Source organism: Pseudomonas sp. 43mfcvi1.1 (assembly GCF_900115935.1).
Lineage (GTDB): Bacteria > Pseudomonadota > Gammaproteobacteria > Pseudomonadales > Pseudomonadaceae > Aquipseudomonas > Aquipseudomonas bijieensis.
In genome coordinates, this window is sequence record NZ_UETT01000016.1 from 14,874 (window position 1) to 40,564 (window position 25,691).

Here is a 25,691-nt window from a genome sequence, read left to right on the forward strand (position 1 = left end):
CTCAGTTTGCAATGATCTGTTACTGAATTGATCCAAATCCACCTCCCGGAGTTCAAGCCGATTGCGCCGTGATCATTGGCCCTCGCGGCCAGGCCTGTTGTTGCAATTCGATCCAGGCGTTCAGGTTGGCCCCGACCATGCCTTTGCGCCACATCAGCCAGGTGGTGGCGCTGGCGAACGGCTCGGCCAGCGGATGCACCGTCACCCGCTCGCGACCCGGCAGGCTGGCCAGCATCGACTCGGACATCAACGCCACCCCAGACCCGGCGATCACACACGCCAGCATCCCCTGGTAAGACTCGATTTCCATCGCCCGGCCCATGGTCGCATGATCATGGGCAAACCAGGCTTCCAAGCGCATCCGGTATGAGCAACCACGCCGGAACGTGAACACCGCACGGCCTTGCACATCCAGCGCGCTGCGTACCGGGGGATGATCGGCCTCGGTAATCAGTACCAACCGCTCGTCGCACAACGGCACGCCATCGAGCCCCGCCAGTTCCAGTGGGCCGTCCACCAACGCTGCGTCGAGACGATTGGTGAGCAGGCCTTCGAGCAATTCACCACTGGGCCCGGATTGCACTTGCAGGTTCACCGCCGGATACGCCCGGTGATAGGCCGCCAACAGGTCCGGCAAATGCGTCGCCGCCGTGCTGTACATCGTGCCCAGTAGAAAATCCCCGGCTGGCTGCCCGCCCTGCACAGCGGCATGCGCTTCGTCGTGCAGGGCAAAAAGCTTGGCCGCATAGTCCAGCAGGACTTTTCCCGCCGGTGACAACTGCAAACGCTGACGCTCCCGCAGGAAAAGGTCCACGCCCAATTGCTCTTCAAGCTGCTTGAGCCGGGTCGAGAGGTTCGACGGCACCCGGTGCAGGCGCTCTGCGGCTCGGGTGATGGAACCTTCCTCGGCCACGGCCTGGAAAATCCGTAATTGGCTGAACTCCACGACATTCTCCAAAAAAGAACAAGTTACTCACTATTATTCATTTTTAATGAAAGTCAATCAGTCCTAGCCTGACGGTCATTCGCCCCGATACCCGGAGAACGACCATGTCACCTCTTACTCGCCTGCTCGGCAGCTTCATCGCCTTGATGATGGCCATGGGCATTGGCCGCTTCGCCCTTACCCCCCAGTTACCTCATTTGATCGGCGAAGGTCAGCTCGACTTGACCGCCGCCGGTCTGATTGCCGCCGCCAACTACCTGGGTTACTTCCTCGGCGCGCTGGACGCCATGTTCGCCCGCCGCCCGGAACAGGTGCGCCGGCGTTTGCTGGGTGGGCTGTGGCTGTGTGTGCTGCTGACACTGGCGTCGTTCTGGGCCTGGGGTTTCTGGCCGCACTTGGCGCTGCGTTTCGGCACTGGTGTGGCAAGCGCCTGGGTGCTGGTGATGATCACCGCCCTGAGCCAACCCTTGGCTGCGACGGCGGGACGGCCACGGCTCGGAGCCCTGGTGTTTGCCGGCCCTGGGTTGGGGATTTTCCTGACCGGTTTGCTCGCCCTGGGCTCGAACCTGTTGGGCCAGACCTCCGCGACCCTGTGGCTGGTGTATGCTGGCGTGGCATTGGCGATGCTGCTGGTGATTCTGCCGATCCTGCCGCAACCCGCCGCAGCCGCGACCGTTGCCGCGCCAGTGAGCGCCTCGCCGAACCGTGGCATCGCTCGACTTGGCGTGGTGTACGCCCTGTACGGCGTGGGCTACATCATCCCGGCAACGTTCCTGTCGCAGATGGCCTCGGCGCAGTTCCATGGGCAATGGCAGGCCGACCTGTTCTGGCCCTGCTTCGGCCTGGCCGCCGCCACTGGCGTGTTGCTGGTCAGCCTGCGTCGCCCCAACCCGAACACCACCGACCGCTGGCTGATCGGTACGCTCTGGCTGCAAGCCGCCGGGGTGTTCGCCTGCCTGCTGGGCAGCGGCCCGGGGCTGGCGCTGGGGGTGATCCTGTGTGGCGCACCGTTCCTGGCCTGCATGCAGCTGGTGATGCAGCACTCCCGGGAACTGGCGCCCCACGCCACCCAGCGCAACGCGGGCCTGTTGACCGCCTGCTTTGCCGTGGGCCAGCTCAGCGGGCCACTGCTGGCGGCGTTGAGCAGCCATTTCAGCGGCGGCCTGCAACCGGCGCTGATCATTGCCGGCAGTGGCCTGCTGCTGGCCGGCGGGCTGTTGCTGCGGCCCGCCAGCCGGGGCGCGGTGAGCCCTTGCGCCCAGACCGCCCTGCGTTGATCAGGCCTGGCTGAGCGATGAACTCAAGTGCGCGACCGGTTCGCGCCGCGCCAAGGCGAAATACAACACCCCGCCGAGGAAGCAACCGGTGAACCAGGCGAAGTTGGCCATCGGTTGCAGCAGTGGCGTGAAGGTGATCGCCACCCCCATCAACGTTGCCGGGATCAGCGCCTTGACCGCGGTCCAGTTGATACCGCCGCTGTAGTAATAGCGCCCGCTCGGCCCATCATTGAACAGCGCGTCGACGTCGATCTGCTGTTTTTTGATCAAGTAGTAATCCACCAGCAGGATCCCGAACAGCGGGCCGATGAACGCCGCCAGTACGTCCAGGGTGTAGTGGATCACTTCGGGGTTGTTGAACAGGTTCCACGGCGTGATGAAAATCGAGGCCACTGCCGCGATCATGCCGCCGGCGCGCCAACTGATCTTGCTGGGCGCGACGTTGGCGAAGTCAAAGGCCGGAGAGACGAAGTTGGCGACAATGTTGATGCCGATGGTGGCGGTCACGAAGGCAAAGGCGCCCAGCAAGACCGCCACATCGTTGTCGATGCGCGCCACGGTGGCGATCGGGTCATGGAGCATTTCGCCGAACACCGGCAAGGTCCCGGAAACAATCACTACGGTGACCAGGGAGAACGCCAGGAAATTCACCGGCAGCCCCCAGAAATTGCCCCGGCGTACGTCAGACATGCTCCGGCAGTAACGGCTGAAATCGCCGAAATTCAGGGTTGGGCCGGAAAAGTACGACACCACCAAAGCCGTGGCCACGATCACCTGGCCGAACGCCTGCCAACCGGACAATGACTTTTCCGCCAAGGTGAAGCTGATATTGCTCCAACCGGCCTTCCAGACGATCCAGCCGGCCAACAGAAACATCACCGCATACACCACCGGCCCGGCCCAGTCGATGAAGCGACGGATCGACTCCATGCCTGTCCAGAACACCAGCGCCTGGACGAACCACAGGCTGAGGAAGCCGAACCAACCCAGGTAGGACAAACCGGCAAAATGCGCCGTTGCGTAGACTTCCATCGAAGGAAAAAACCGCAGCACCACGATGATCAACGCGCTGGACGCCAGGTACGTCTGAATGCCGTACCAGGCCACGGCGATTAAGCCCCGGATCACCGCAGGAATATTCGCCCCGAACACCCCGAACGCCAGCCGACAGATTACCGGATACGGCACCGCCGCCTGCTGGCTCGGCCTGGCGACCAGGTTGGCGATCAACTGCACGATGCAAATCCCACCGAGCAAGGCGATCAACACTTGCCAACTCGCCAGGCCCAACGCGAACAGGCTGGCGGCGAAGACATAACCGCCGACGCTGTGCACATCGCTCATCCAGAACGCGAAGATGTTGTACCAATTCCATTTCTGCGGCAGCGGGCCCAAGTCCTCGTTATAGAGGCGGGGGCTGTAGCCGTTGGGCAATTGCTCGGACATTGCGGGGCTCCTTTTGAGTACCGCCGTGCCCCCGCATCAACCTGCTCACCATACTGCGCACGGGAGCCGGCATGGTTTGTATACGCGTTGCCACGCAGAATGCGTGCCATAGCGGCGAAATGTGAGACAAACCGGGGTGTGTAGCGGGAGTAAAAGGCGAGCAAGAGCAGACATGCGCCCACGAACAGGGCGCGGATGCATGCTAAAGGTGCAGGGTTTTGTATACAGAGGGAAGTCGCAGTACGTCGCTATTATGTGGGAGCAAAGCTTGCTCGCGAAACAGGCGCCTCGGTTTCAGAAAAGACCGCATCGCCTTCATCGCGGGCAAGCCTTGCTCCCACAGCTGGCCTCCCTGGCCACATAAACCCTCACTTGCCACGGATTTTGTGGCTCGGCTGAAGATCAGCTCAATTCAATGCGATCAGCATGAATGACGATCTGCCCATTCTTGTACAGCGCGCCAATGGCTTTCTTGAAGTTGCCCTTGCTCACGCCAAACAGGCTGCTGATCAGCGCCGGGTCGCTCTTGTCGCTGACTGCCAGCGTGCCGTTGTTCTCGCGCAACTTGGCGAGGATCTTGGCATTCAGGCTGGTGGCGGCTTCCTGGCCCACCGGCTGCAGGCTCAGGCTGATCTTGCCGTCCGGGCGGATTTCCTTGATGAAGCCTTTTTCCTGTTTGCCGGCGCGCATGAACTTGAAGATTTCGTTCTTGTGGATCAAGCCCCAATGCTTGTTGTTGATGATCGCCTTGAACCCCATGTCGGTGGCTTCGGCGACCAGCAAATCCACTTCCTGCCCTGGCGTGTAGTTGGCCGGGGTCTTGTCCAGATAACGATCCAGGCGCGCCGTGGCGGTAATGCGACGGGTGTGCTTGTCGAGGTAGACATGCACCACGCAGTATTCGCCAGCGGTCATCTGGCGCTTTTCTTCGGAATACGGCAGCAGCAGATCCTTGGGCAGGCCCCAGTCCAGGAACACGCCGATGCTGTTGACCTCGACCACTTTCAGGCTGGCGAACTCACCCACCTGCACTTTTGGTTTTTCCGTGGTGGCGATCAGTTTGTCGTCGCTGTCCAGATAAATGAAAACATTGAGCCAATCTTCATCTTCACTGGGAATATCCTTGGGAATATATCGGTTGGGCAGCAGGATTTCGCCGTCCGCACCGCCGTCCAGATATAAACCGAAGTTAGTGTGTTTAACCACTTGCAAACTGTTGTAGCGCCCGACTAAAGCCATTTCCAATACCCTCATTGCCTGGGCGGCATTCTACCCGGTTTTGCAGCGCGATTCGTGGCCGCCAGCAAGGTTTGCCGGCAAGCCCCTGCGCAATCATTGATTTTCCTGGGTTTTCCCCCGGCACACGGCCATTCGTCAGGCCGGCGACGGTGCATACCGCTCGCCATCAGCACCCTATTTCTTTCACGGTTGTTATTTAAAACAGAGGCTTAGGGCAATAATTGCAGGGTAATCGCGCATTATTGCCGTCACCATAGCGATAATTGAGAAGGATATTTGCCAAGCAATTGTCAAGTATTTACTGTACGATGCCTGGCCCAATTAATTATTTACAGGTTAATGGTCGTCATGCGCGTAAAAGCATCCAACAGCAAATCGAAGCCAGCTCCAGCCGTTGAAACCAGCGAGTCGATCAACGATCAGATCGCTGCGTTCCTCAAGTCCGGCGGTGAGATCCAGCAAATTGCCAAAGGCGTCAGCGGCCAGACATTCGGCCCGTCCAAGCAGATCAGCCTGGGCAAGAAGTAACCTGCGTGTCACCTGGTCCCAAGGCGCTTTGAACTTCGAAGCGCTTGGACTGGAACCCTCCCCGCCCCACCCATTTCCCATGAATCGACGAACGGCCTTCGCTGCCGAGCATTCGCCGGTATGCTTTCACCTCTCTAGCTCAAGCGTTTCAGCTTAATACCGATCCTGCTTCTCGCTATTCATGGAGGAAGCATGCGCAGCTCTATCGTTCTGCTGATGATCAGCCTACTGACATGTTCCCTCGCTCAGGGGCAGGTGTTCCAACGCGAACTCGGCGACTTCGACCTCAAACTCGGCACCACGCCCAGCCGCAGCATGGCCGAAGGTTTGGTCACGCCGTCGAGCACCGGTTCGTTTCATGGCGGCCTGGACCTGAGCCACGACAGCGGCTGGTACGTCGGCCAATGGTCACCCAGCGCCGGCCTCACACCTTCCACCGAACTGGAAGTCGATTCCTACATGGGCTTTAAACAACCTTTCGACCAGACCCTGGGCTACGAGGTCGGCCTGATCCACTACAGTTATCCCACCGCCGATACCCTCGACAGCCAGGAGTTCTACGGCGGCCTGACCGTGCTCGGCAGCCGTTTCGGCGCGGCCCTGAGCAACGATCCGGACAAACAGAACAGCACGCTGTTTGCCGACCTGGGCGGCAACGTGCCGTTTGGCATTGGCATCAGCGCCAAATACACCACCCACCAGCTCAATACACCGGTCTCGGTCGAGAACGGCTATGTAGGCAGTTTCAGCGACTGGTCATTGAAAATTTCCCGTCCCTGGAAAGGCATCGACCTGGACCTGATCTACAGCGACTCAAGCCTCAGCGGCAGCAGTTGCTCGGCATACTCCGGCCACAACAGCGAATGCGACAGCCTGCTGACCCTCAAGATGGCCCATCCTTTTTACTAAGCGTTACTTATTCGATCGGCTGAACTGCCGCGCGCCTGCCATGCTCAAACAAAGCACCTACGCCTTCGCAAGGACTCGCTCATGCCGCGCTGGTTGACTCGCACTGCCATGTTCATCGCCCTGCTGTTGACGCTTACCGCCTGCAGCCGTGTAGGCCTGGCCTACCGCAACCTCGACCTGATCATCCCCTGGACCCTCAACGACTACCTGGAGATCAACGGCGAGAAAAAAGACTGGTTCAACGAACGCCTCAAGGAGCACCTGAGCTGGCATTGCACCACGCAACTGCCCGGCTACCTCGACTGGCTGGATCGCCTCAAGACCATGGTGCAAACCGACCAGGTGACCGACGAAGCCCTGCAACAGCGTACCCGGGAAGCCAAGGCCGCCATCGCCGAGACCGCCCGGGAAATCACCCCCTCGGCCATTGAACTGCTGCAAGGCTTGAGCGACGACCAGGTCGACGACATGGACGCAGCCTTCGTCAAGGACCAGCGCAAACGCCAGCAGCAATACCTCAAGCCGACGTTGCAGGAACAGATCCAGGAGCGCAGCGAACGCATGGTCAAACGCCTGGACGACTGGCTCGGCCCACTCAACGACGCCCAGCGCCAACGGGTAATGGCCTGGTCCACTGCCCTGGGCGACCAGAACCAGCAATGGATCGCCAACCGCGCCCACTGGCAAAACCAGTTCAGCGAAGCCGTGGCCCAACGCCACAGCCCCGACTTCCCCAAACGCATCGAGCAACTGCTGGTCAACCGCGAAAGCCTCTGGACCCCCGCCTACCGCGAGGCCTTCAGCAAAACCGAAGCCCAGGCCCGCAGCCTCCTGGTGGACCTGATGGCCGAAAGCACCCCAGCCCAGCGCGAACAGCTGCTGAAGAAAATCGACGGGGTGAAGAAGGACTTCACTGACTTGAAGTGCCTGAAAGCGGCACAAAGCTGAATAAGCACGAACTTGAAAACACAGAGATCCTATGTGGGAGCGAGCCTGCTCGCGATAGCATTCCGACAGGCAACTTATCTATGACTGTCAGGCCGCTATCGCGAGCAGGCTCGCTCCCACATCAGGAATCGATGCAGACCTGTCAGGCAATCTGCGCCTTCGAAGCCAAATCATCAAAGGTAAACTCATCCAGCGCATCTTCCTGCTCATCCAACACCTGGCGCGGATGATCATTGCCCGGAATGCTGCTGTCGATCAGGCTCAACAACCTCGAGCCACGGGGCGTCAGCACAAAATTTTCGCCATTACCGCCCTCTTCCTCCGGCCGCGGCTCGATATAGCCACGCTCCAGCAACAACTTTTCGTACTCCCCGGCGACCGCTTTCAGATGATCGAGGTTCTCGATCGCCTCGCCTGCGGCTGCTTTCTCCGCCGCGTACTGCTCCGCATAAGGCCGAGGGGTAAAGCTGTGGCCGGCGCCGTTCTGCACTTCGTGCAACAACCGTTCGATCAAGTCCCAGTTATAAGTCGTCATCCTGGTCCATCCTCCAAAGAGTGAGATGCCTACTTAAGGTGTGACCGAGGCGCTGCGTCGCCGTTCAGCCGGGTTTCCGGGCGGTCTCCGTCTTGAGCCGACCAACGGCCTGTCGAATTCTTCCAAGGCCGAACGACCACCTGTTGAAAGCCGATTTCGCAGCTCAGCCACAGGAGAAATCACCATGAACGTAGAGAATCATCCAGTCGTCTCGCGGGAAGAATGGCTCGCCGCCCGCCGCCAACACCTGGCCCACGAAAAAGCCTTCACCCGCGAACGGGATAAACTCAGCGCCGAACGCCGCGCCCTGCCCTGGGTAAAAATCGACAAACCCTACCGCTTCCAAGGCCCCCACGGCGAACTGAGCCTGGCCGACCTATTCAACGGCCGCAGCCAACTGATCGTCTACCACTTCATGTTCGGCCCCGGCTGGACCGAAGGCTGCCAAGGCTGCTCGTTCCTGTCCGACCACATCGACGGCGCCAACCAACACCTGGCCCACCATGACGTGGCCGTGGTGGCCGTCTCCCGCGCCCCGTTCGCCGAATTCCAAGCCTTCAAACGCCGCATGGGCTGGGCCTTCGACTGGGTCTCGTCCAACGGCAGCGACTTCAACTACAACTTCGGCGTCAGCTTCAAAACCGAAGACACCGCCACCGGAAAAGCCACCTACAACTACGAAAAAACCGACACCACCGAAGGCGAACTCCCCGGCCTGAGCGTCTTCTATCGCAACGCAGCCGGCGACATCTTCCACACCTACTCCACCTATGCCCGCGGCCTGGACATATTGGTCGGCACCTACAACTACCTCGACCTGACGCCCAAGGGCCGCAACGAAGACGAAATCATGGACTGGGTGCGGCATCACGATAAATACGAAGAGGCCAAGCCCCATGGCTGCTGCCATGGCTGATACGCCAACCCAAGTCGAGCACCGCCCCCTGTGGCGAGGGAGCTTGCTCCCGCTCGACTGCGCAGCAGTCGTTTGCTTTACCTCAGCCAAAGCCGACAACTGCCAGGCCAAACGTCCTACATGAAGCACGGAAAGCGGTGTCTTGTAGCTCAAGAGCGGATCGCCCTATAGTCCCTCGTCACCCAAAAAGGCGACCGGGTTTGGCGACCCGATCTACAGAGAGACTCATCAACTTTCGAGGCTCTGCTTATGACCAGATACATGCCCATCACCGGAATCGACTGCACCCCGGCCACCCTGCTCATCGACACCGAAGCTCCGCTCGACGTCCTCTTCGAAACCGCCGACTACCGCATCCGCACCGTGACCCAACTGCTGGAAAACATCGCGTTCCGCTCGGATATCAGCTCCGATACGGTGGTGCTTTCTGACTTTTGCAAGATGCTGACGATAGCGTTACGAGATGGGTGTGATGTGATGGATGTGATTGGGAGACGGTTGCGGGTACAGGCTGCTGAGTAACGAAAACGGGCGACCTTTGGTCGCCCGTTTTTCACATGCGCGAGAGCAAAATTATTGAGACCTTTACAGAGTTTAACCCTGCAGACTTGGCGTCTACGATTCGCTCGGGCTGTGTCCTCGCTTGATCGATGTGTAGCCCCCTTTTCCAGACTCTCTTGAATCCGCGTCCATTAAACAACCATACTTTTTTTATACACCACACCTTCCCCTTCATTGAACGCATAGACGCTATCGTATTGAAAGGAAAGAACAAAGCGCGCCGAAGATTTCAAAGATAACGCTTCCATGACATATTTAATCTCGCGCCAACTCTGCTCCAGTTCATGCAGGGGGCAATGAAACGCCCCCATGACACCGACAAGCCAATCCACGACCCAGCCCTCAGCCGACACGGTACTAGGCGGTTCAACCAATTCAAAATAAAAGAAACTGTTCGAATCGGAAAAATAGCCTTCTAACGAGTTTTTCTCCACCGTTACAGCACTGGCTACGTCCTGCACAATATGCCGGATAGTTTCCAGCGTGGCGCCAGCCTCAATTTCCATGAACATAGTGATCGTCATCGCTGAACCTCAATGATCCGCTTGTTGTCACCCTTCATAACAAACAACCGTTTCAGCTTGTCAATAGGGTTCACTTTCAATGCCTGCTCTATCGCCTCGATACTCAACGGTGAGTCCGCAAGATTGATAACAATATTATCAGCTTGCTTTTGTACTTTATAAGCAACAGTTTTCAACACCGAGATAGCGCTCGTCGAAGTCGGTGAATATACATCAGCGAGCTCTCCATTTATTCGAAGATCAGGACGCGCTTCGCCTTTACTCCCTTGGTTGGGTAATTGCTCGACGTCATAACCAGCTTTTGCAAACTCTCTCGCAGCTTCATTCTGTCGCTGAATGGATCGAACCATATCCGGTGGAGCATTGGGTGGAGGGATTTCTGCCTCCCCCTTCAATGAACCGATTTTAGGCAAGCCGCTTACCGCAGCCTCTGAGTCGGTGACGGCGCTCCAGGGATTGCTATTTTTGCCCGTAGAAGCTCCCGTACGTATGGCCTTGGCTTCCGTAAACTTATCCAAAGCCGCCTGAACCCTAGGCGAAAGCCCTCCTTCACCAGCGCCAGGACCACGCGCACCGCCAGAGCCTGGTATAACCAACGAGGCCAAGCTTGTGGCGTTTTCCCACTGGTCGGTGACCTTCGCCAGATTCGTCAGATCGTTCAATGCACGCTCGGTCAAAGTATCCTTGTACTGCGTGCAGGTCGCGGTCGTGCAATTGAGATCCCTCAGAGCAGTCAGCCCGCCCTGGATCGAAGTCAACAAGGATTTGGCAAACGCGCCGCTGACGGCCTTATCCGACCAATCGGTGATTTCGTTACTGATCTGTTCGTACTTCCCCCCTATCCACGTGTTTTTCTGACAAGCCTCGTTGCTACCGCAGGCATTCATGTCCCCGACAAAGTCACTCATGTCGTGGTGATTGAGATTGTTGTACTGGGTCGCATTGCCAGCCACATACGAGCCGGTCTGCAGGCTATTCGCATCATCGCCAGCCACAGCTGCGGCAGCCACAACACCCAGTAATTGCGAAGACATGAGCATAAGATGGTCACGGTTCTCCGGACTCATCTGAGCCGACATCCGCCGCAACTGGTTAGCGAACGTCTCGTTCACACCCGCCGCCATCGCACCGACAGCGAAGTCGCTGCCCGACGCTTCGGCGATCATGCCGCCTACCAAGGCGTGCAGGGCGATCTTCTCCGGACTGCCGGTCTTCAGGCCGAGGTTACCTACCTGGTCAAAGGAATAAGCCGCCAAGGTGTTGTAGACCGCCGACTGCAGGATGCCCGCTAACGTAACGTCTCGACCGAAAGCTTTGGCGATCGCAGCAGCAGATGCGTTGTTGATCAGTTGCTGACCCGCAAAATGGCTGACAGCTTCGATCGAACTTAAGTCAATCACCGTCTTGCCATTGACCTGCTTGGTCATGGTCATATCGCCCAGATAGTTCTCGGCTACACCGGCAGTGATCGCTGCAATCGCGGCGTTGGTAAGGCCATCCCTACTAAGAACGGCTTTATAACCGGCGCCTATGCCTCCTTTGTTATTGATGGTCGCAACCGTACCGGTGGTTGCCAGACTGGACGCACCTGCCAAGGCCCAGCCGCCAAGGCCAGCACCAGCAGGGCCGAGCAGCACCGTCATCAGAATGGCGATTATCATCTGCGCAGCCGGACCCAGGCCCGAGTTCGCGTACTTGAAGCTGGTGTGGATCTCCTGCACTTGCCGCCAGTCAACACCCCCCTGCTCATCAAGCTCCTTGAGCCAAGCCAGTTTTGGATCGGCCTTGACCATCGCATCGATGGACTCACTGACCGTCTGCTTGTTGACCTGCAGCACATCCGCATGAATCTTGCCAACCGCATTGATGACCAAGTCGCCTTGAGCAGTCAGTTCACTCTGACGAACCGTCTCATCCGTGCGGCCGCTGCCCTTCATGCTGAACCACGCGGCGCTGGACTTGCTTTTCTCGTGACTCTCCTGATGCAGGTCCTTCACAGCCTCGAAGGTGATGTCGCCGCCGCTGTCCACGATCAGGTCATTACCGCTGTTGAGCTTGGCCGCTTGGTATCGCTGGTCACCCCCACTCACCAGAGTCAGATCGCCCCCCGTCGTGATCTCGCTTCCGACATTGACAACCTTGGTAACCTCGTCACGCTGTGTTTGCTTACTGCCCCAACTGCCCTTTTTCTTCTTGTCATACAGGGAGTAATCACTGTCCTGCGCAGCCAGCAGTTCAAGTTTGTTACCGGCTATCAGGTAGGCTTCGTCGCCAGCCGTGATGCGGGTCGAGATCAGCGTCATGTTCTTACCGGCGTCGAGGGTGACGTCACCGCCCGCCTTCAAGCTGCTACCGACTTGCTTGACGTGGTCTTCCTGCGTCGTGAGTTTCTTGGACTTGGAATAGGAGTGGGTTTCATCCGCTGCGGAACTCAGCAGGATGTTTTCGACGGCCGTCATACCGATGTCACGCTTGGCTTCGATCTGACTGCCAATTTCGGCAAGGTCTCGACCCGCACGGATAGTCAGGTCCCGGCCGATGTCGAGCGTGGAACCGTATTGAGTGATGCTGGAGGTCTGCTTTCCGAGATTTCCGCTGTTGCGCTGTTCAGCTGTGACGATATTCACATCCCGACCAGCATCGATGCTGGTGTCTCGTCCACTATCGAGCACACCGCCGCTGCTGATGAAATCGCGCCCAGCATTGATACTCAGGTCATTAGCAGCTTCGATACGCGCGGCACTGTCTACGAACTCTCGATGCAGATGCGTGTTGTCACCGGTGGCGCTAACAGAACGCTCATTGATCACGTCTCCCAAGAGGGTGACCATGCCCACATCACGTCCAGCAATAACACCACCGGCCTTGTTAACGATGTTATTACCCGCCAACAGATCCAGCCGATCACCCGCCTCAATCAGCCCACTGTTAACCAGATCGTTACCCGCCGAGGCACTGAGGTTATTGGTCGCACGCAACGTCCCGGAATTTTTCAGATCCTGCCCGGCAATCAGTTGAACATCCGCCCCCTGAATCAACGCCCCATTAGGCGCCAGCCGATTGTTGACCTGGGCCATATACAACACCGGCACCAAGACTTTCTCGCCATTCACCACGTGCTCTTCAAGCCAGACAATATCGTGGGTCAGCGCCGCGACTTGCTCTGAGGTCAGCGTCACGCCCATCGACAAGCCAAGTTCTTGCTTGCTGGCGATGGCGTTGTTCATCAGGTACTTGAACATGTCCTCGTTGGAGGTCTGGCCGTCGATGAAGCGCTGGCCGGTGCGGGCGACGACGGCTTCCTGGATCATCCTCTGCTCATAGAAACCATCGCCTAGACGCTTGGCACTGACATCCGGGTCGTAGCCGAGCTTTTCCAGCAGGTAGTCCGAGCTCATGAACGGCTTGAGGTCGGTGAGCACCGGGTTGGTTTCGATGAGGTATTTCTGTGGGTTGGTTTTGAACGAGGTGTCCGGCAGACCCTGAACCCGCGTGACGGTCTGGCTGGCCATTGGCGTGGTGACCACATTCCCCGCCAGCGGGACGAGGTTGGTGGTTGGGGTCGAGCTGGCGCCATCGACATTGACGGCGCCCACTTGGGTAACGGCGACAGGGCCGCTGTTGTGGGCCGGCATTGGCGTTGAGTGGCCGCCGCTTTCTATGGGCGCACTGACGTTGAGGGCACTGGCACTGACATTACTGTCGGTGGTTTGACGAGTGGTCGCGGTCAGTTGTCGATCACTGGAAACCACTGGGGCACTAGTACCGATCTGTATGCTACGCGTCTGGGTATCCGGCAAGTCTTGCTGACGCTGGGCGGTGCTGATCGATGCGCTGCTCATGCTCCAGCTTTGTGGCCCGGTATTGGTTTGGGTCGCTTGCTGGGCCGATCCCCCTTGACCACTCAAGCGAAACAGGCCGTTTTGCCCTTTGAGGCTATTGCTGGAACCATTCGTCTGAAATCAGATGGCTCCGGTACGGAGGTACGAAAGGTCCCGAGACCGATCTGGAAACCTCCTACAAATCGAACCAGCAGCACTCGTCCACGACCTCGTGCTTGAGCTGTAGCCCTCGTCCATCCCATAAAAAACCGGACTCAAGGTCCGGTTTTTTATCGAAAGGGCTATGGCGCCCGCCTCAGAAAGCGGGGTTTTCCTGCTTCGAAGAGGTTTACGACTACTTGTTTGCCTCCTCGACTGCCTCCGTATTCCGAGGACCAAACGAATATTTCAGGGCCCTTGCCTTCGAGGTCCGCGGATCAGGTAAACCTACGGTCTCTGGGCCCGCAAAGCCGGTGACACCTTTGCTGAGCGTGGGATTGATGGCATCGAACAGGAAACTGAAACCTTGTTTGAGCGAGCTCTGGGCGATGCCGTGACACCCCATGCAACCGCCCATGGTCAGGCTTTGAGTGCTGTGATCATAATCCGGCACCTTGATGTTCGGTTGGTTGCGCGCATTGGTCAGGGTGTTGTTATTCGGGATGGGGAATACGTTGCTCCCGCGAAACAGCTGGATTCCCGGCTGGCTGCTTTCGACCATGATATTGGCCAGGTAATAATCCGGGTCGGTTTGAGTGCTCGACGGGATGGCCTGCACCCCTTTGAGCTGATAGTGCTTCCAGACCGAATTATTGAATTCGCTGCTGCCGTCCATCAGCTGCTTGACCTGATTGTTCACCGCTGCAACTTCGGAATGCATGGTGAGCGGTTGCACGACCCGGATCGGGCCGGCCTGCCCTTCGGGGATCCCGTTACGGCCGGAGTAGACCGGCGGAATAAGGGCTGCGTTTGCGACATCGCCCGCCTTCGGCAGGGAAACCGTGTAGGTCTTGTTGCCGTCAGAGAAGGTGGCGGTCGGGGGATTGTTTATAGCGAAGCCGGGATAATCAATCTTGTTGTAGTTGGCGATGTAGTAGAGCCCGGTTGGTGATTTACCGTCGGCCAGCGTCAGGGCGTCCTCGTGCTCGAACGTGGCGAAGATGAAGGTCGGGTAGTTGGGCGTCTTATGGATGATATGCAAGGCGACCAGTGCGTAGTCTTCGTTTTGCGCCACAGGGTCACTGTCGAGGCCCTTATAAGTCACCACCGTCGCCGTATGGTAGCGCCCACGATTCTGTACCGGGATGTCTGCCAGCTTGCGCCATGTCGCCTTGACCTCCAGCGCGCCGTCGGGCAGTACTACATGAGTATCCGGGAAGCTGCTCAGGCCTTTCGCATACTCGTAGACAACGGGGTTCGCCTTGGCCTCGAACAGGATCTGGCTGTCGTTTGAAGGGGCATAATCGCTCCCTGTCTTCGCCACATTTGGCGGATTGACCGGGAAGAAAATAGCGTTTTGTCCTATTTGGGTTGCTTCATCCAGGTTGTTGTAATGGTTAAAGGTAGCGCCTGGCGCCAAACGAATACCGTTGGGGAATTTGATATAGCTGTATTGCGGGTCAGAACCAAACGGACGCGTCGGACCACCTGCAGTGTTTTTTTCTGGTCCCGCTGGAAACAACTCGGTGCGGTGAGCGAAGGTTTGCCACAACAAAGGGCTTGGAGATTGTGGCACCTTGCCCGAATCTGCAAAGCTGCTGGCAGGGTTGCCGACGCCACGGTTGGCCGGCAACGGCGCCTTGGCCGTATTGTTCAGTGCGAAAAAGCTCCGCCAGGCGAAAGTGGCATAGTCGGTATGGCTGAGGCCTGTGGCCAGGTCCGACGGTAGTTGCGGGTTGCGTACGGTTAGATCGTTTTCGGTAATGCCATAGGAAACGCCCAATCCCGAGGGATAGGCAGAACGCCCGGAAAAAGCGAAATAGGGCGCCCATTTGAGGCCATCGGTTGAATAAAAAGTAGTGGCGCCACTGCTGATGAACAGGCGCTCATTGACCATCGCAGCGCTGTTGAGGAAGCCCTTTTCAGGTATACCGGTCAGCCCCTGCTTCGCACCCCAGTTACCACCCCGGTCATAAGTGCGTTCGAACAGGCCGCCGTTAAAAAAAGTGTAATAGACCCTCAAGTCACCGTTATAGACCACGGGTACCAGGTTCAAGATCGTGTCGGCGGTTTCCTGAAACGCTGTTTTTTCCGGACTCCACTTAAGGCCATCGTAGGTCACGTAGTAAACAGCCTTGCCGCCGTTTTCGTTATACAAAACGAACAACTGGCCGTTGTACACGACGGCTTTGTTATTCAGGGCGGTATGGCGAGTATTGATCGAATCAACAGGTGACCAATTGATGCCGTCGTCGGAACTGATGCTCTTTAACTGTTGGCGCGGGGCGTCGGCAAAGGTCAGTACCAGTTTTTGCTTGAAGACGGTGGCGGAGACGCCACTGTAGATGTTATCGACCGGGATGGGCTTCGGCGCGGACCAGACCTTCCCCTCTGCTGAAGAGGAAAAATAGATATTTTTTTGATCATTGTTGCTGGCCCAGAACATGTAGACCTTGCCCTTGAACGACTGCACCACGGGGACAAAGTACGATGAACTGTAGCGCACCACGCTCGTTGAAGAGGGTTTGCCACTTGAGGCATCTGGATTATCAAATACATTGACTTCGATCCCCACGCCTTGTTGCGGCGTCGCAACAATCACACTCTCCGCATAGGCCGAGGAGATAATAAATAAACCACACAAGCACAACATCAGCCGACTGAGTATTGCTTTAACGCTCATAGATTCATTCCTTGAGTGAGTGGCTACTCCAGGCCATACGTGTGCCTGGGTAATTATTCCATTGCTAAAGCGTGATCGATACCGACAGCGAAGTGTCCAGGTTCAACTCACCTCCGTTGTTATTCGGGGATACGCATGGGGTGGAAGGCATCGACTGCAGGCACGCTCCGTGTTTTGCAGCGGATGTGCGGCAGGCGCATCCTCCATGGTAGTCGACTGTTTAATATCGGCTAGGAGAACGCCAAAAAAGACCTCAAGCGGTGGCGACTCAAGATGAACTTTCCAGCCAACCCGGGCCTCAACCCATTACCTGCCCAACAAGGAATATGAGGCCCTGCCATGAAAACCCTCTTGAAACTCACCTTGGCCGCCACCCTTACCTGCGCCCTGCCCGCCTGGGCCTGCACCCCCGAGGAAGCCACCGCCAAGCGAGAGCAACTGGCCCAGGAAGTGAGCAAACTCACCGAGCAGAACCCGGCCAAGGCCAAGGAGATCAACGACGAGTTGCAGAACATGGACCTGAAAACCGCCAGCAAGGATTTGCCGGACAAGTGCCAGTTGATCGATAAGCGTCTGGAAGAGTTGAAGAACGCAGAGAAGAAGGCTGGGTGATCAGCCAAAGCCGCACAACCCGCTTTGGTGGCGAGGGGATTTGTGGGAGCAAGGCTTGCCCGCGATGAAGGCGATGCGGTCTTTCAGAAATCGAGGCGTCTGTGTCGCGAGCAAGCTTTGCTCCCACAAATCTGCCTCGCCACGGGGTTTTGCGTCAGATTCAGTTACCCATAAAAAAACCGGACTCAACGTCCGGTTTTTTATCAAGCACTAACGCCGACTCACTCAGCCGCCGGTGCCTCTGGCTTGCGGCGCTTGAGCGGGGCCATGCCGTCCTTGCTGACCAGCGATGGAGCGTCGCTCTTCGGGCGGTTGGCGGTCTTGCGCTTGGTCGGGGCCTTGGCGCCGGTTTTCTTCTTGTCGCCCTTGGCGTCGACCTTTTTCTTCTTCACGCCAACAGCCTTGCCCGAGGCCTTGACCTTCTTCGGTCCGCCGTAGGTGCCTTTGACTTCCTTGATGGTGCGGCGCTCGAAGCTCTGCTTGAGGTAGCGCTCGATGCTCGACATCAGGTTCCAGTCGCCGTGGCAGATCAGCGAGATCGCCAGGCCATCGTTACCGGCACGACCGGTACGACCGATGCGGTGCACGTACTCGTCGCCGCTGCGGGGCATGTCGAAGTTGATGACCATGTCCAGGCCTTCCACGTCCAGGCCGCGGGCGGCGACGTCGGTGGCGACGAGGATTTTCACCCCGCCCTGCTTGAGGCGGTCGATGGCCAACTTGCGGTCCTTCTGGTCTTTCTCGCCGTGCAGGACGAACGCCTTGTATTCCTGGGCCACCAGGCGGCCATAGATACGGTCGGCCATGGCCCGGGTGTTGGTGAACACGATGGCTTTTTCGTAGGTCTCGTTGGCCAGCAACCAGTTCACGATCTGCTCTTTGTGCTGGTTGTGGTCGGCGGTAATGATCTGCTGGCGGGTGGTGGAGTTCAGTTGGCTGACCGCGTTGAGCTGCAAGTGCTCGGGGTTGTTCAGCACCTTGGCGATCATCTCGCGCAGGCCCGAACCGCCGGTGGTGGCGGAGAACAACATGGTCTGCTGGCGGTTGACGCATTCGTCCACCAGGCGCTGCACGTCTTCGGCAAAGCCCATGTCGAGCATACGGTCGGCTTCGTCCAGCACCAGTACTTCGACTTCCTTGAGGTCGAGGTTGCCGGCGTTCAACTGCTCGATCATCCGCCCTGGGGTGCCGATCAGGATGTCCGGCACCTTGCGCAGCATGGCGGCCTGGACCTTGAAGTCTTCGCCGCCGGTGATCAGGCCGGACTTGATGAAGGTGAACTGCGAGAAACGCTCCACTTCCTTCAAGGTCTGCTGGGCCAGTTCACGGGTCGGCAACAGGATCAGGGTCTTGATGCTGACGCGGACCTTGGCCGGGCCGATCAGGCGGTTGAGGATCGGCAGCACGAACGCGGCGGTCTTGCCGCTGCCGGTCTGCGCCGTCACCCGCAGGTCACGCCCCTGGAGCGCGAGCGGAATGGCCGCTGCCTGCACCGGCGTTGGCTCGACAAATTTAAGCTCGGCCACGGCTTTGAGCAGGCGTTCGTGCAGGGCGAATTGGGAAAACACGGGTGCTACCTCGAAGAAATGCAAAAAAACAGCTGCATAGGGTAACGGTTTCGAGCGCGAAGGCCGAGTTTCTTTATACAAACGGCGGTAAATCAGTGCATTTTTATCAGCCGTTATTGCATCAACGGTCACTTGAGCAGGCTTAAATGCTCTAATCGCCACGTCGCATCTTTATAGAAGAACCGTTTCGTCCATGGACATCAAACAACTCTGGGTCAACATCCAAGACCTCTGGGGTGCCCTTGACCAGCACCCGCTCCTGCATTCCAGCCTCGCCCTGGTGTTGCTGCTGGTCATCGCCCTGGTGCTTGGGCGCGTGGCGCGCTACCTGATTTTGCATGCCGCCAAGTTGCTGGGGCGCCAACCGGCCCTGAACTGGGTCAACGACCTGCGCCAGAACAAAGTGTTCCATCGCCTGGCGCAGATGACGCCGTCACTGATCATCCAGTTCGGCCTGCACCTGGTGCCGGAACTGAGCAAGACCAGCATGATTTTCCTCGGCAATGTCGCCCTGGCTTTCACCATCTTGTTCATGGTGCTGAGCCTCAGTGCCCTGCTCAGCGCCATGCTGGATGTATACGCACGCACCGAACATGCGCGTACCCGTTCGATCAAAGGCTACGTGCAACTGACGAAGATGGTGCTGTATGTGTTTGGGGCGATCATCATCGTCGCCACCCTGATCGACCGTTCGCCACTGTTGTTGCTATCGGGCCTGGGTGCGATGTCGGCGGTGATCCTGTTGGTCTACAAGGACACCTTGCTGTCGTTCGTCGCCAGTGTGCAGTTGACCAGCAACGACATGCTGCGGGTCGGCGACTGGATCGAGATGCCCCAGGTCGGCGCCGACGGTGACGTGGTGGACATCACGCTGCACACGGTCAAGGTGCAGAATTTCGACAAGACCATTGTCTCGATCCCGACCTGGCGCCTGATGTCCGAATCGTTCAAGAACTGGCGCGGCATGCAGCAATCCGGTGGACGGCGGATCAAGCGCAGTCTGTTCATCGATGCCAGCGGCGTGCGTTTCCTGCACGACGAGGAAGAGCAGCGCCTGACCCAGGTTCGCCTGCTGACCGACTACATCGGCCGCAAGCAAGCCGAACTCAAGGCCTGGAACGAGGCCCAGGGCAACGTCGCGGCGATGTCGGCCAACCGTCGGCGAATGACCAACCTGGGCACCTTCCGCGCCTATGCCCTGGCGTATTTGAAGAGCCACCCGGAAATCCAGCCGAACATGACCTGCATGGTCCGGCAGATGCAGACCACCGCCCAAGGCATCCCGCTGGAAATCTACTGCTTCACCCGCACCACTGCGTGGACCGACTACGAGCGCATCCAGGGGGATATTTTCGATTACCTGCTGGCCGTGATGCCGGAGTTCGGGTTGAACCTGTACCAGCAGCCGAGCGGCATGGACCTGCGCTCGGGACTGCTGCCGGCGGTGCTGGGGGCGAGCCATCTGCCGGAGCCGCAGAAGCAGGTGGTCTGACCCTCAACCATCCAAGATCCCTTGTGGGAGCGAGCCTGCTCGCGAAAGCGGAGTGCCAGACAACAGATATACCGACTGATATGACGCCTTCGCGAGCAGGCTCGCTCCCACAGAGAGTCAGCGTGTGACTAGCGGTTGGCGCACGCCCAACCGACTGATCCACACCGCCACCAGTATCACCGACCCACCCAGCAGCAATCGCCCAAGTTCCTCGTGCTGGTTCCAGATCAGCAGGTTCACCAGCAGCCCTACCGGCACGTGCAGGTTGTTCATCACCGCCAGCGTCCCGCCGTTGACCAGGCACGCGCCTTTGTTCCACCAGTACAGCCCCAGCGCGGTGGAGACCAGGCCGAGGAACACCAGCACGCCCCATTGCAGCGGCGCTTCGGGCCAGAAATCCGCCTTGCCGAACAGCAGGAAAGCCGGCAACGCCACCATCAGTGCACCAAGATAGAAATAACCGAAACGCCGGTAATGCGGCAGGTCGCTCGGGTGACGGGCCACCAGGTGCTTGTACAGCACCTGTCCGGCCGCATAGGTGAAGTTGGCCAGTTGCAGCAGCAAAAAGCCCATGAAGAAATCCGGGTTGATCCGGTCGTAGCGAATCACCGCCGCGCCGGCCACGGCCACCAGCGCCGCGATCAGCGCCCAGGGATTGAAGCGACGGTTCAACGCGTCTTCGATCAAGGTCACGTGCAAAGGCGTAAGGATGGTGAACAGCAGCACCTCGGGCACCGTCAAGACCCGGAAGCTCAAGTACAGGCATACGTAGGTCACGCCGAACTGCAAGGCACCGATCAACAGCATGCCGCGCATGAACGATGGCTCCACCTGGCGCCAGCGCGTCAGCGGAATGAACACCAGCCCGGCCAGCAGCACCCGCACCAACACCGCGAAATAACTGTCCACATGTCCGGCCAGGTACTCACCGATCAAGCTGAAGGAAAACGCCTGGATCAGCGTCACAAAAAGTAGATAGCCCATAAGCCCCTCGTTTCGAATGGCGGCGAAGATAGCGGTTTTGAGGGATGGGCGCGAGCGTGATGGGCCGCTAGTTTCGGGTCACGGGTATGCACAGGAAGGCTGAGCGCAGTACTGTCCGATCAGCATCGCTCAAAGTTTCGCCAAGGATAAGGAAGCCCCTCCATGCAACGTATTGATTTTCGAAAAGTCATCGACCTCAGCCACATCATCAGCCCGGACATTCCGCTCTGGCCTGGCGATCCTCCGGTGACGTTCGATGAGGTGGCATCACCGGAAAAGGACGGGTATTACCTGCGCCGTTTCGCCATGGGCGAGCACAGTGCAACCCATATGAACGCGCCGAACAGCTTTCACCCCAATGCCATCGGGATTGATGCCTATGAGCCGGCGTCCCTGGTCCGGCCGGCCGTCGTGATCGATCTACGCATCCAGGCGCGGGACAATCCAGATTACGTGATCGGCATCCAAGACATCGAAAAATGGGAACAGGCTCACGGACGCATCGATCAGGGCAGCGTCGTGCTTTTTTACACGGGGTGGCAGACCCTGTGGGACGACCCCAGGCGTTTTATCAATGCGGATGACAAGGGCCCGCACTTTCCCGGCATAGGTGCTGCAACCACCACATTTCTGCTTGAAGAACGCCGTATAGCTGGCGTTGGTATCGATACCCATGGCGCCGATCCGGGCCAGGACACGGTTTACGCCACCAACAGCCAGATCCTGGCAAATGAGGGCATCGTCCTGGAATGCCTGACCAATCTCGATCAGTTGCCCGCGAAAGGCACGACGCTGGTGATTGGCGTGCTTCGACTGAAAAAGGGTTCGGGCTCTCCTGTTTCCGTCATGGCGTTTGTACCCTGAGCCCAGTCAGGCGCAGATCATCGAGGCAAAAAAAAGCCCGATCTCGCTAACGCGTTCAATCGGGCTGATGCACTCAGGAGCAATAAGTGCAAAGGGAGGTTCGATGCGCAAAACGGTTTGAAGGGAAGCGCCAGGACACTAGACCACCTGGCGATTACCCGAGGATTAACGGATCAGGCGACCTGGGACAGTTTGGCGTTGGCCTGATTCAGGCCCTTCTCCTGGAAGTCGCCGCCCAGGTTCATGCCCTCGGCATGGATGAAGGTCACGTCGTGGATCCCGATGAAGCCCATGACCTGACGCAGGTAGGGTTCCTGGTGGTCAGTGCTGCCACCGGCATGAATGCCGCCACGGGCAGTCAGCACGAAGGCGCGCTTGTCGGCCAGCAGGCCTTGGGGACCGGTTGGAGTGTATTTGAACGTCACGCCGGCACGCAGTACATGGTCGAGCCAGGCTTTCAAAGTGCTGGGGATGGCAAAGTTGTACATCGGCGCAGCCATCACCAGTACGTCGGCGGCCAGCAGCTCATCGGTCAGTTGGTTGGAGCGCTCCAGCGAGGCATTTTCAACCTCGTTGCGCTGCTCGACAGGCTTCATCCAGCCACCCAGCAGATTGGCATCCAGATGCGGCACCGGATTGATGGCCAGGTCGCGAACGCTGATTTCGTCGGCCGGGTGTGCAGCTTTCCACTGGCTGATGAAGGTCTGGGTCAGTTGACGGGAAACCGAGTCTTGCTGGCGGGCACTGCTTTCGATGATCAGAACGCGGGACATGGCTTGTAGGCTCCATCTGAGAATGTTGTCAGTCGATGGAGTGAAGGTTAAACGCGAGCTTATCGATGAAAAAGCGCAAATAACTGCTGTAAAGCATCGATAATTTCGTTTATAAGCGGAGCAAGCCATGTCGCTTGCCCCTCTGCCAGGTTATTTCGGCTGGCAGGTCAGCTTGATGCGCAACTTGATGATGTTGCGGTTGAACTTGGCCGTGGCGTTCTTGAACTTGCCGGCGGCGACTTCGATCTTGCGGGTACGAGGCGCCTCGGGGCCATTGTTGAAGACCACGGTACAGGCCGCGTCGACGTTGCCGTAGTTGTTCACCTGGATAGAGCCGATATCGGCATCGGTGTCATAGGCGTTGTAGTCGATGCTCAGGCCGTTGAGGTGTTTTTCCACATCGATCGGGTAGGCAAACGCAGTCAGCGGCAGCAAGGCCAGCACCGCACAACAGATTTTTTTCATTCGGCAGTCTCCACCAAGGGACCGCCAGCTTAGGACAAGAGGAGCTCATTATGAAAGCGCCCCGCGTGACCCTTGATCAATGGCGCACCCTGCAGGCCGTGGTCGACCATGGCGGTTTCGCCCAGGCCGCCGAAGTGCTGCATCGCTCCCAGTCATCAGTGAGCTACACCGTGGCCCGCATGCAGGATCAGCTCGGTGTACCGTTGCTGCGCATCGATGGGCGCAAGGCCGTGTTGACCGAAGCCGGCGGCGTGCTGCTGCGCCGCTCGCGGCAACTGGTGAAACAGGCCAGCCAACTGGAAGACCTGGCCCACCACATGGAGCAAGGCTGGGAAGCGGAAGTGCGCCTGGTGGTCGACGCGGCCTACCCCAACGCCCGCCTCGTTCGCGCCTTGACCGCGTTCATGCCACAAAGCCGTGGCTGCCGGGTGCGGCTGCGCGAAGAAGTGTTGTCGGGTGTCGAAGAAGTGCTGCTCGAAGGCGTGGCCGACCTGGCCATCAGTGGCTTCAGCATTCCCGGTTACCTGGGCGCGGAACTGAGCGATGTGGAGTTCATTGCGGTGGCCCACCCCGAGCATGCCTTGCACCGCCTCAATCGCGAGTTGAATTTCCAGGACCTGGAAAGCCAGTTGCAAGTGGTTATCCGCGATTCCGGCCGCCAGCAACCCCGGGACGTCGGCTGGCTCGGCGCCGAACAGCGCTGGACCGTGGGCAGCCTGGCCACCGCCGCCTCCTTTGTCGGCAGCGGCCTGGGATTCGCCTGGTTGCCCCGGCACATGATCGAACGGGAACTCAAGGAAGGCTTGCTCAAGCGTCTACCCTTGGAACAGGGAGGCAGCCGCAACTCGACCTTCTATCTTTTTTCAAACAAGGAAAAACCCCTGGGCCCGGCCACGCAAATCCTGATCGAATTGCTGCGCACCTTCGACACCGCGCCGCTGGATGCGCCGTTCGCCGCCCCTGAACAAGCCTGACAAGGACTTCGCCGATGGCCTACTTCGAACACGAAGGTTGCAACCTGCACTACGAGGAATACGGCCACGGCACGCCCCTGGTGCTGGTCCACGGGCTGGGCTCCAGCACTCGGGACTGGGAAAAGCAGATCCCGGTGCTGTCCGCCCATTACCATCTGATCGTAGTAGATGTGCGCGGTCACGGTCGCTCCGACAAACCACGGGAGCGCTACAGCATCAAAGGCTTCAGCGCCGACCTGAGCGCCCTGATCGAACACCTGGACCTTGGCCCGGTGCACTTGGTGGGCTGGTCCATGGGCGGCATGATCTGCTTTCAACTGGCCGTGGATGAACCCGGGCGAATCAAGAGCCTGTGCATCGTCAACAGCGCCCCTGAAGTCAAGGTCCGCACGCCCGACGACTGCTGGCAGTGGTTCAAGCGCTGGAGCCTGATGCGTCTGCTCAGCCTGAAAACCATCGGCAAGGCCCTGGGCGCCAAGTTGTTCCCCAAGCCAGAGCAAACCGAGTTGCGCCTGGAAATGGCCCGACGCTGGGCAAAGAACGACAAACGTGCTTATCTCGCCAGCTTCGATGCGATCGTAGGGTGGGGCGTTCAGGAACGACTTTCGCAGGTCGCCTGTCCAACCCTCGTCATCTGCGCCGACCACGACTATACCCCGGTGGCGCTGAAAGAAGCCTATGTAAAGCTGCTGCCCGATGCACGGCTGGCGGTCATCGCCGATTCACGGCACGCTACCCCGCTGGATCAACCCGAACGCTTCAACCAGACCCTGCTCGAATTTTTGACTGCAACCGATTCCACCACTCAGGATCACTGACCCCATGCTGAAAAAAATCGCCCTCGCCGCCGGCACCGTACTGTTTGCTGCCAACCTGATGGCCGCCACGCCTGCCAAGGCACCCCATGTATTGCTGGACACCACCAACGGCCAGATCGAAATCGAACTGGACCCCGTCAAGGCCCCCATCAGTACCAAGAACTTCCTTGAGTACGTGGACAGTGGTTTCTACACCAACACGATTTTCCACCGCGTGATCCCGGGCTTCATGGCCCAGGGCGGCGGCTTTACCGCACAGATGCAACAAAAAGACACCAAGGCACCGATCAAGAACGAAGCCAGCAATGGCCTGCACAACGTTCGCGGTACCTTGTCGATGGCTCGCACCTCCAACCCGGACTCGGCCACCAGCCAGTTCTTCATCAACGTCGCCGACAACGCCTTCCTCGACCCGGGCCGCGACGCCGGTTACGCGGTGTTCGCCAAAGTGGTCAAAGGCATGGATGTGGTGGACATCATCGTCAACTCCCAGACCACCACTAAACAAGGCATGCAAAACGTGCCGGTCGACCCTGTGATCATCAAGTCGGCCAAGCGCATCGACTGAAGAGGCACACGGCAAGCCTGGGCGGCGCGGTGATCCCGTGCCGCCCATAGCAATAAGGAGAGCCCCTGCCAGGGCATTTAC

General features: G+C 58.5%; 23 protein-coding genes and 1 pseudogene. 12 read left to right on the forward strand and 12 right to left on the reverse strand.

From position 1 onward, the window contains the following. Window positions 1-52: 52 nt before the first annotated feature. Window positions 53-946 (reverse strand): LysR family transcriptional regulator, encoded by an 894-nt coding sequence (locus DTP52_RS25355; RefSeq protein ID WP_109755807.1) that lies wholly within the window; start codon window positions 944-946, stop codon window positions 53-55. Between the two features lie 104 nt (window positions 947-1,050). Here DTP52_RS25355 and DTP52_RS25360 point away from each other — a divergent pair, with 104 nt between their 5' ends. Next, window positions 1,051-2,223: an MFS transporter gene (locus DTP52_RS25360; protein WP_109755808.1), complete on the forward strand. Its 1,173-nt coding sequence runs from the start codon at window positions 1,051-1,053 to the stop codon at window positions 2,221-2,223. Here DTP52_RS25360 and DTP52_RS25365 read toward each other — a convergent pair whose 3' ends face one another. Both DTP52_RS25365 and DTP52_RS25370 read right to left on the reverse strand, forming a co-directional pair. Further along, on the reverse strand, window positions 2,224-3,669 hold the full coding sequence (locus DTP52_RS25365; RefSeq protein ID WP_109755809.1) for an NCS1 family nucleobase:cation symporter-1: 1,446 nt from the start codon (window positions 3,667-3,669) through the stop codon (window positions 2,224-2,226). Window positions 3,670-4,071: 402 nt separating this feature from the next. Further along, window positions 4,072-4,908: a S1 RNA-binding domain-containing protein gene (locus tag DTP52_RS25370; protein ID WP_109755810.1), complete on the reverse strand. Its 837-nt coding sequence runs from the start codon at window positions 4,906-4,908 to the stop codon at window positions 4,072-4,074. A 339-nt stretch (window positions 4,909-5,247) separates the two neighbouring features. On the opposite strand from DTP52_RS25370, the gene DTP52_RS25375 reads away from it, so the two are divergent. From DTP52_RS25375 to DTP52_RS25385, 3 genes are all read left to right on the forward strand, one after another. Next, window positions 5,248-5,436 carry a hypothetical protein gene (locus tag DTP52_RS25375; RefSeq protein WP_172436054.1) on the forward strand — a complete coding sequence of 63 codons (189 nt, stop codon included), beginning with the start codon at window positions 5,248-5,250 and terminating at the stop codon, window positions 5,434-5,436. 192 nt (window positions 5,437-5,628) lie between these two features. After that, window positions 5,629-6,345, forward strand: a complete 717-nt coding sequence (locus tag DTP52_RS25380; protein ID WP_109755811.1) for a TorF family putative porin — start codon at window positions 5,629-5,631, stop codon at window positions 6,343-6,345. A gap of 81 nt (window positions 6,346-6,426) precedes the next feature. Beyond that, window positions 6,427-7,293, forward strand: coding sequence for a DUF6279 family lipoprotein (locus DTP52_RS25385; protein WP_109755812.1), 867 nt, complete (start codon window positions 6,427-6,429; stop codon window positions 7,291-7,293). A gap of 142 nt (window positions 7,294-7,435) precedes the next feature. Here the strand turns inward: DTP52_RS25385 and DTP52_RS25390 are convergent, their stop codons facing one another. Continuing rightward, window positions 7,436-7,828 (reverse strand): transcriptional regulator, encoded by a 393-nt coding sequence (locus tag DTP52_RS25390; RefSeq protein WP_109755813.1) that lies wholly within the window; start codon window positions 7,826-7,828, stop codon window positions 7,436-7,438. Window positions 7,829-8,012: 184 nt separating this feature from the next. Here DTP52_RS25390 and DTP52_RS25395 point away from each other — a divergent pair, with 184 nt between their 5' ends. Both DTP52_RS25395 and DTP52_RS25400 read left to right on the forward strand, forming a co-directional pair. Then, on the forward strand, window positions 8,013-8,744 hold the full coding sequence (locus DTP52_RS25395; protein ID WP_109755814.1) for a thioredoxin family protein: 732 nt from the start codon (window positions 8,013-8,015) through the stop codon (window positions 8,742-8,744). 249 nt (window positions 8,745-8,993) lie between these two features. Then, window positions 8,994-9,266, forward strand: coding sequence for a hypothetical protein (locus DTP52_RS25400; RefSeq protein ID WP_109755815.1), 273 nt, complete (start codon window positions 8,994-8,996; stop codon window positions 9,264-9,266). 170 nt (window positions 9,267-9,436) lie between these two features. Here DTP52_RS25400 and DTP52_RS25405 read toward each other — a convergent pair whose 3' ends face one another. From DTP52_RS25405 to DTP52_RS25415, 4 genes and pseudogenes are all read right to left on the reverse strand, one after another. After that, a complete protein-coding gene (locus DTP52_RS25405; protein WP_109755816.1) occupies window positions 9,437-9,829 on the reverse strand; it encodes a hypothetical protein in 393 nt (130 codons plus the stop codon). Continuing rightward, window positions 9,826-10,908: a hypothetical protein gene (locus DTP52_RS31755; RefSeq protein WP_371925647.1), complete on the reverse strand. Its 1,083-nt coding sequence runs from the start codon at window positions 10,906-10,908 to the stop codon at window positions 9,826-9,828. Before DTP52_RS31755 ends, DTP52_RS25405 begins: the two co-directional genes overlap by 4 nt. A 6-nt stretch (window positions 10,909-10,914) precedes the next feature. Continuing rightward, window positions 10,915-13,758, reverse strand: a pseudogene (locus DTP52_RS25410) (hemagglutinin repeat-containing protein); the annotation flags it as partial. Window positions 13,759-14,005: 247 nt separating this feature from the next. Then, window positions 14,006-16,492, reverse strand: a complete 2,487-nt coding sequence (locus DTP52_RS25415; RefSeq protein ID WP_109755817.1) for a sialidase family protein — start codon at window positions 16,490-16,492, stop codon at window positions 14,006-14,008. A 339-nt stretch (window positions 16,493-16,831) separates the two neighbouring features. Between DTP52_RS25415 and DTP52_RS25420 the strand changes: the two genes are divergently transcribed. Then, entirely contained in the window at window positions 16,832-17,104 is a 273-nt protein-coding gene (locus DTP52_RS25420) for a hypothetical protein (protein ID WP_109755818.1), read from the forward strand. Between the two features lie 221 nt (window positions 17,105-17,325). Here DTP52_RS25420 and DTP52_RS25425 read toward each other — a convergent pair whose 3' ends face one another. Further along, window positions 17,326-18,672 carry a DEAD/DEAH box helicase gene (locus tag DTP52_RS25425; protein WP_109755819.1) on the reverse strand — a complete coding sequence of 449 codons (1,347 nt, stop codon included), beginning with the start codon at window positions 18,670-18,672 and terminating at the stop codon, window positions 17,326-17,328. 193 nt (window positions 18,673-18,865) lie between these two features. Between DTP52_RS25425 and DTP52_RS25430 the strand changes: the two genes are divergently transcribed. Then, the gene (locus DTP52_RS25430) at window positions 18,866-20,164 is read left to right on the forward strand and encodes a mechanosensitive ion channel family protein (RefSeq protein ID WP_109755820.1); all 1,299 of its coding nucleotides are present in this window, start codon (window positions 18,866-18,868) and stop codon (window positions 20,162-20,164) included. Between the two features lie 117 nt (window positions 20,165-20,281). Here the strand turns inward: DTP52_RS25430 and DTP52_RS25435 are convergent, their stop codons facing one another. Next, on the reverse strand, window positions 20,282-21,148 hold the full coding sequence (locus DTP52_RS25435; protein ID WP_109755821.1) for a carboxylate/amino acid/amine transporter: 867 nt from the start codon (window positions 21,146-21,148) through the stop codon (window positions 20,282-20,284). Window positions 21,149-21,310: 162 nt separating this feature from the next. Here DTP52_RS25435 and DTP52_RS25440 point away from each other — a divergent pair, with 162 nt between their 5' ends. After that, window positions 21,311-22,012 carry a cyclase family protein gene (locus tag DTP52_RS25440; RefSeq protein ID WP_109755822.1) on the forward strand — a complete coding sequence of 234 codons (702 nt, stop codon included), beginning with the start codon at window positions 21,311-21,313 and terminating at the stop codon, window positions 22,010-22,012. Window positions 22,013-22,185: 173 nt separating this feature from the next. Here DTP52_RS25440 and DTP52_RS25445 read toward each other — a convergent pair whose 3' ends face one another. Together DTP52_RS25445 and DTP52_RS25450 are read right to left on the reverse strand one after the other, a co-directional pair. Continuing rightward, window positions 22,186-22,785, reverse strand: coding sequence for an FMN-dependent NADH-azoreductase (locus tag DTP52_RS25445; RefSeq protein ID WP_109755823.1), 600 nt, complete (start codon window positions 22,783-22,785; stop codon window positions 22,186-22,188). Window positions 22,786-22,935: 150 nt separating this feature from the next. After that, window positions 22,936-23,250 (reverse strand): 3-phosphoglycerate kinase, encoded by a 315-nt coding sequence (locus tag DTP52_RS25450; protein WP_109755824.1) that lies wholly within the window; start codon window positions 23,248-23,250, stop codon window positions 22,936-22,938. A 50-nt stretch (window positions 23,251-23,300) separates the two neighbouring features. Between DTP52_RS25450 and DTP52_RS25455 the strand changes: the two genes are divergently transcribed. From DTP52_RS25455 to DTP52_RS25465, 3 genes are read left to right on the forward strand one after another with little or no spacing between them, the layout of a single operon-like run. Then, window positions 23,301-24,224, forward strand: coding sequence for a LysR family transcriptional regulator (locus DTP52_RS25455; protein WP_109755825.1), 924 nt, complete (start codon window positions 23,301-23,303; stop codon window positions 24,222-24,224). Window positions 24,225-24,238: 14 nt separating this feature from the next. Next, the gene (locus tag DTP52_RS25460) at window positions 24,239-25,042 is read left to right on the forward strand and encodes an alpha/beta fold hydrolase (protein ID WP_109755826.1); all 804 of its coding nucleotides are present in this window, start codon (window positions 24,239-24,241) and stop codon (window positions 25,040-25,042) included. 4 nt (window positions 25,043-25,046) lie between these two features. Continuing rightward, window positions 25,047-25,610, forward strand: a complete 564-nt coding sequence (locus DTP52_RS25465; RefSeq protein WP_109755827.1) for a peptidylprolyl isomerase — start codon at window positions 25,047-25,049, stop codon at window positions 25,608-25,610. Window positions 25,611-25,691 lie beyond the last annotated feature (81 nt).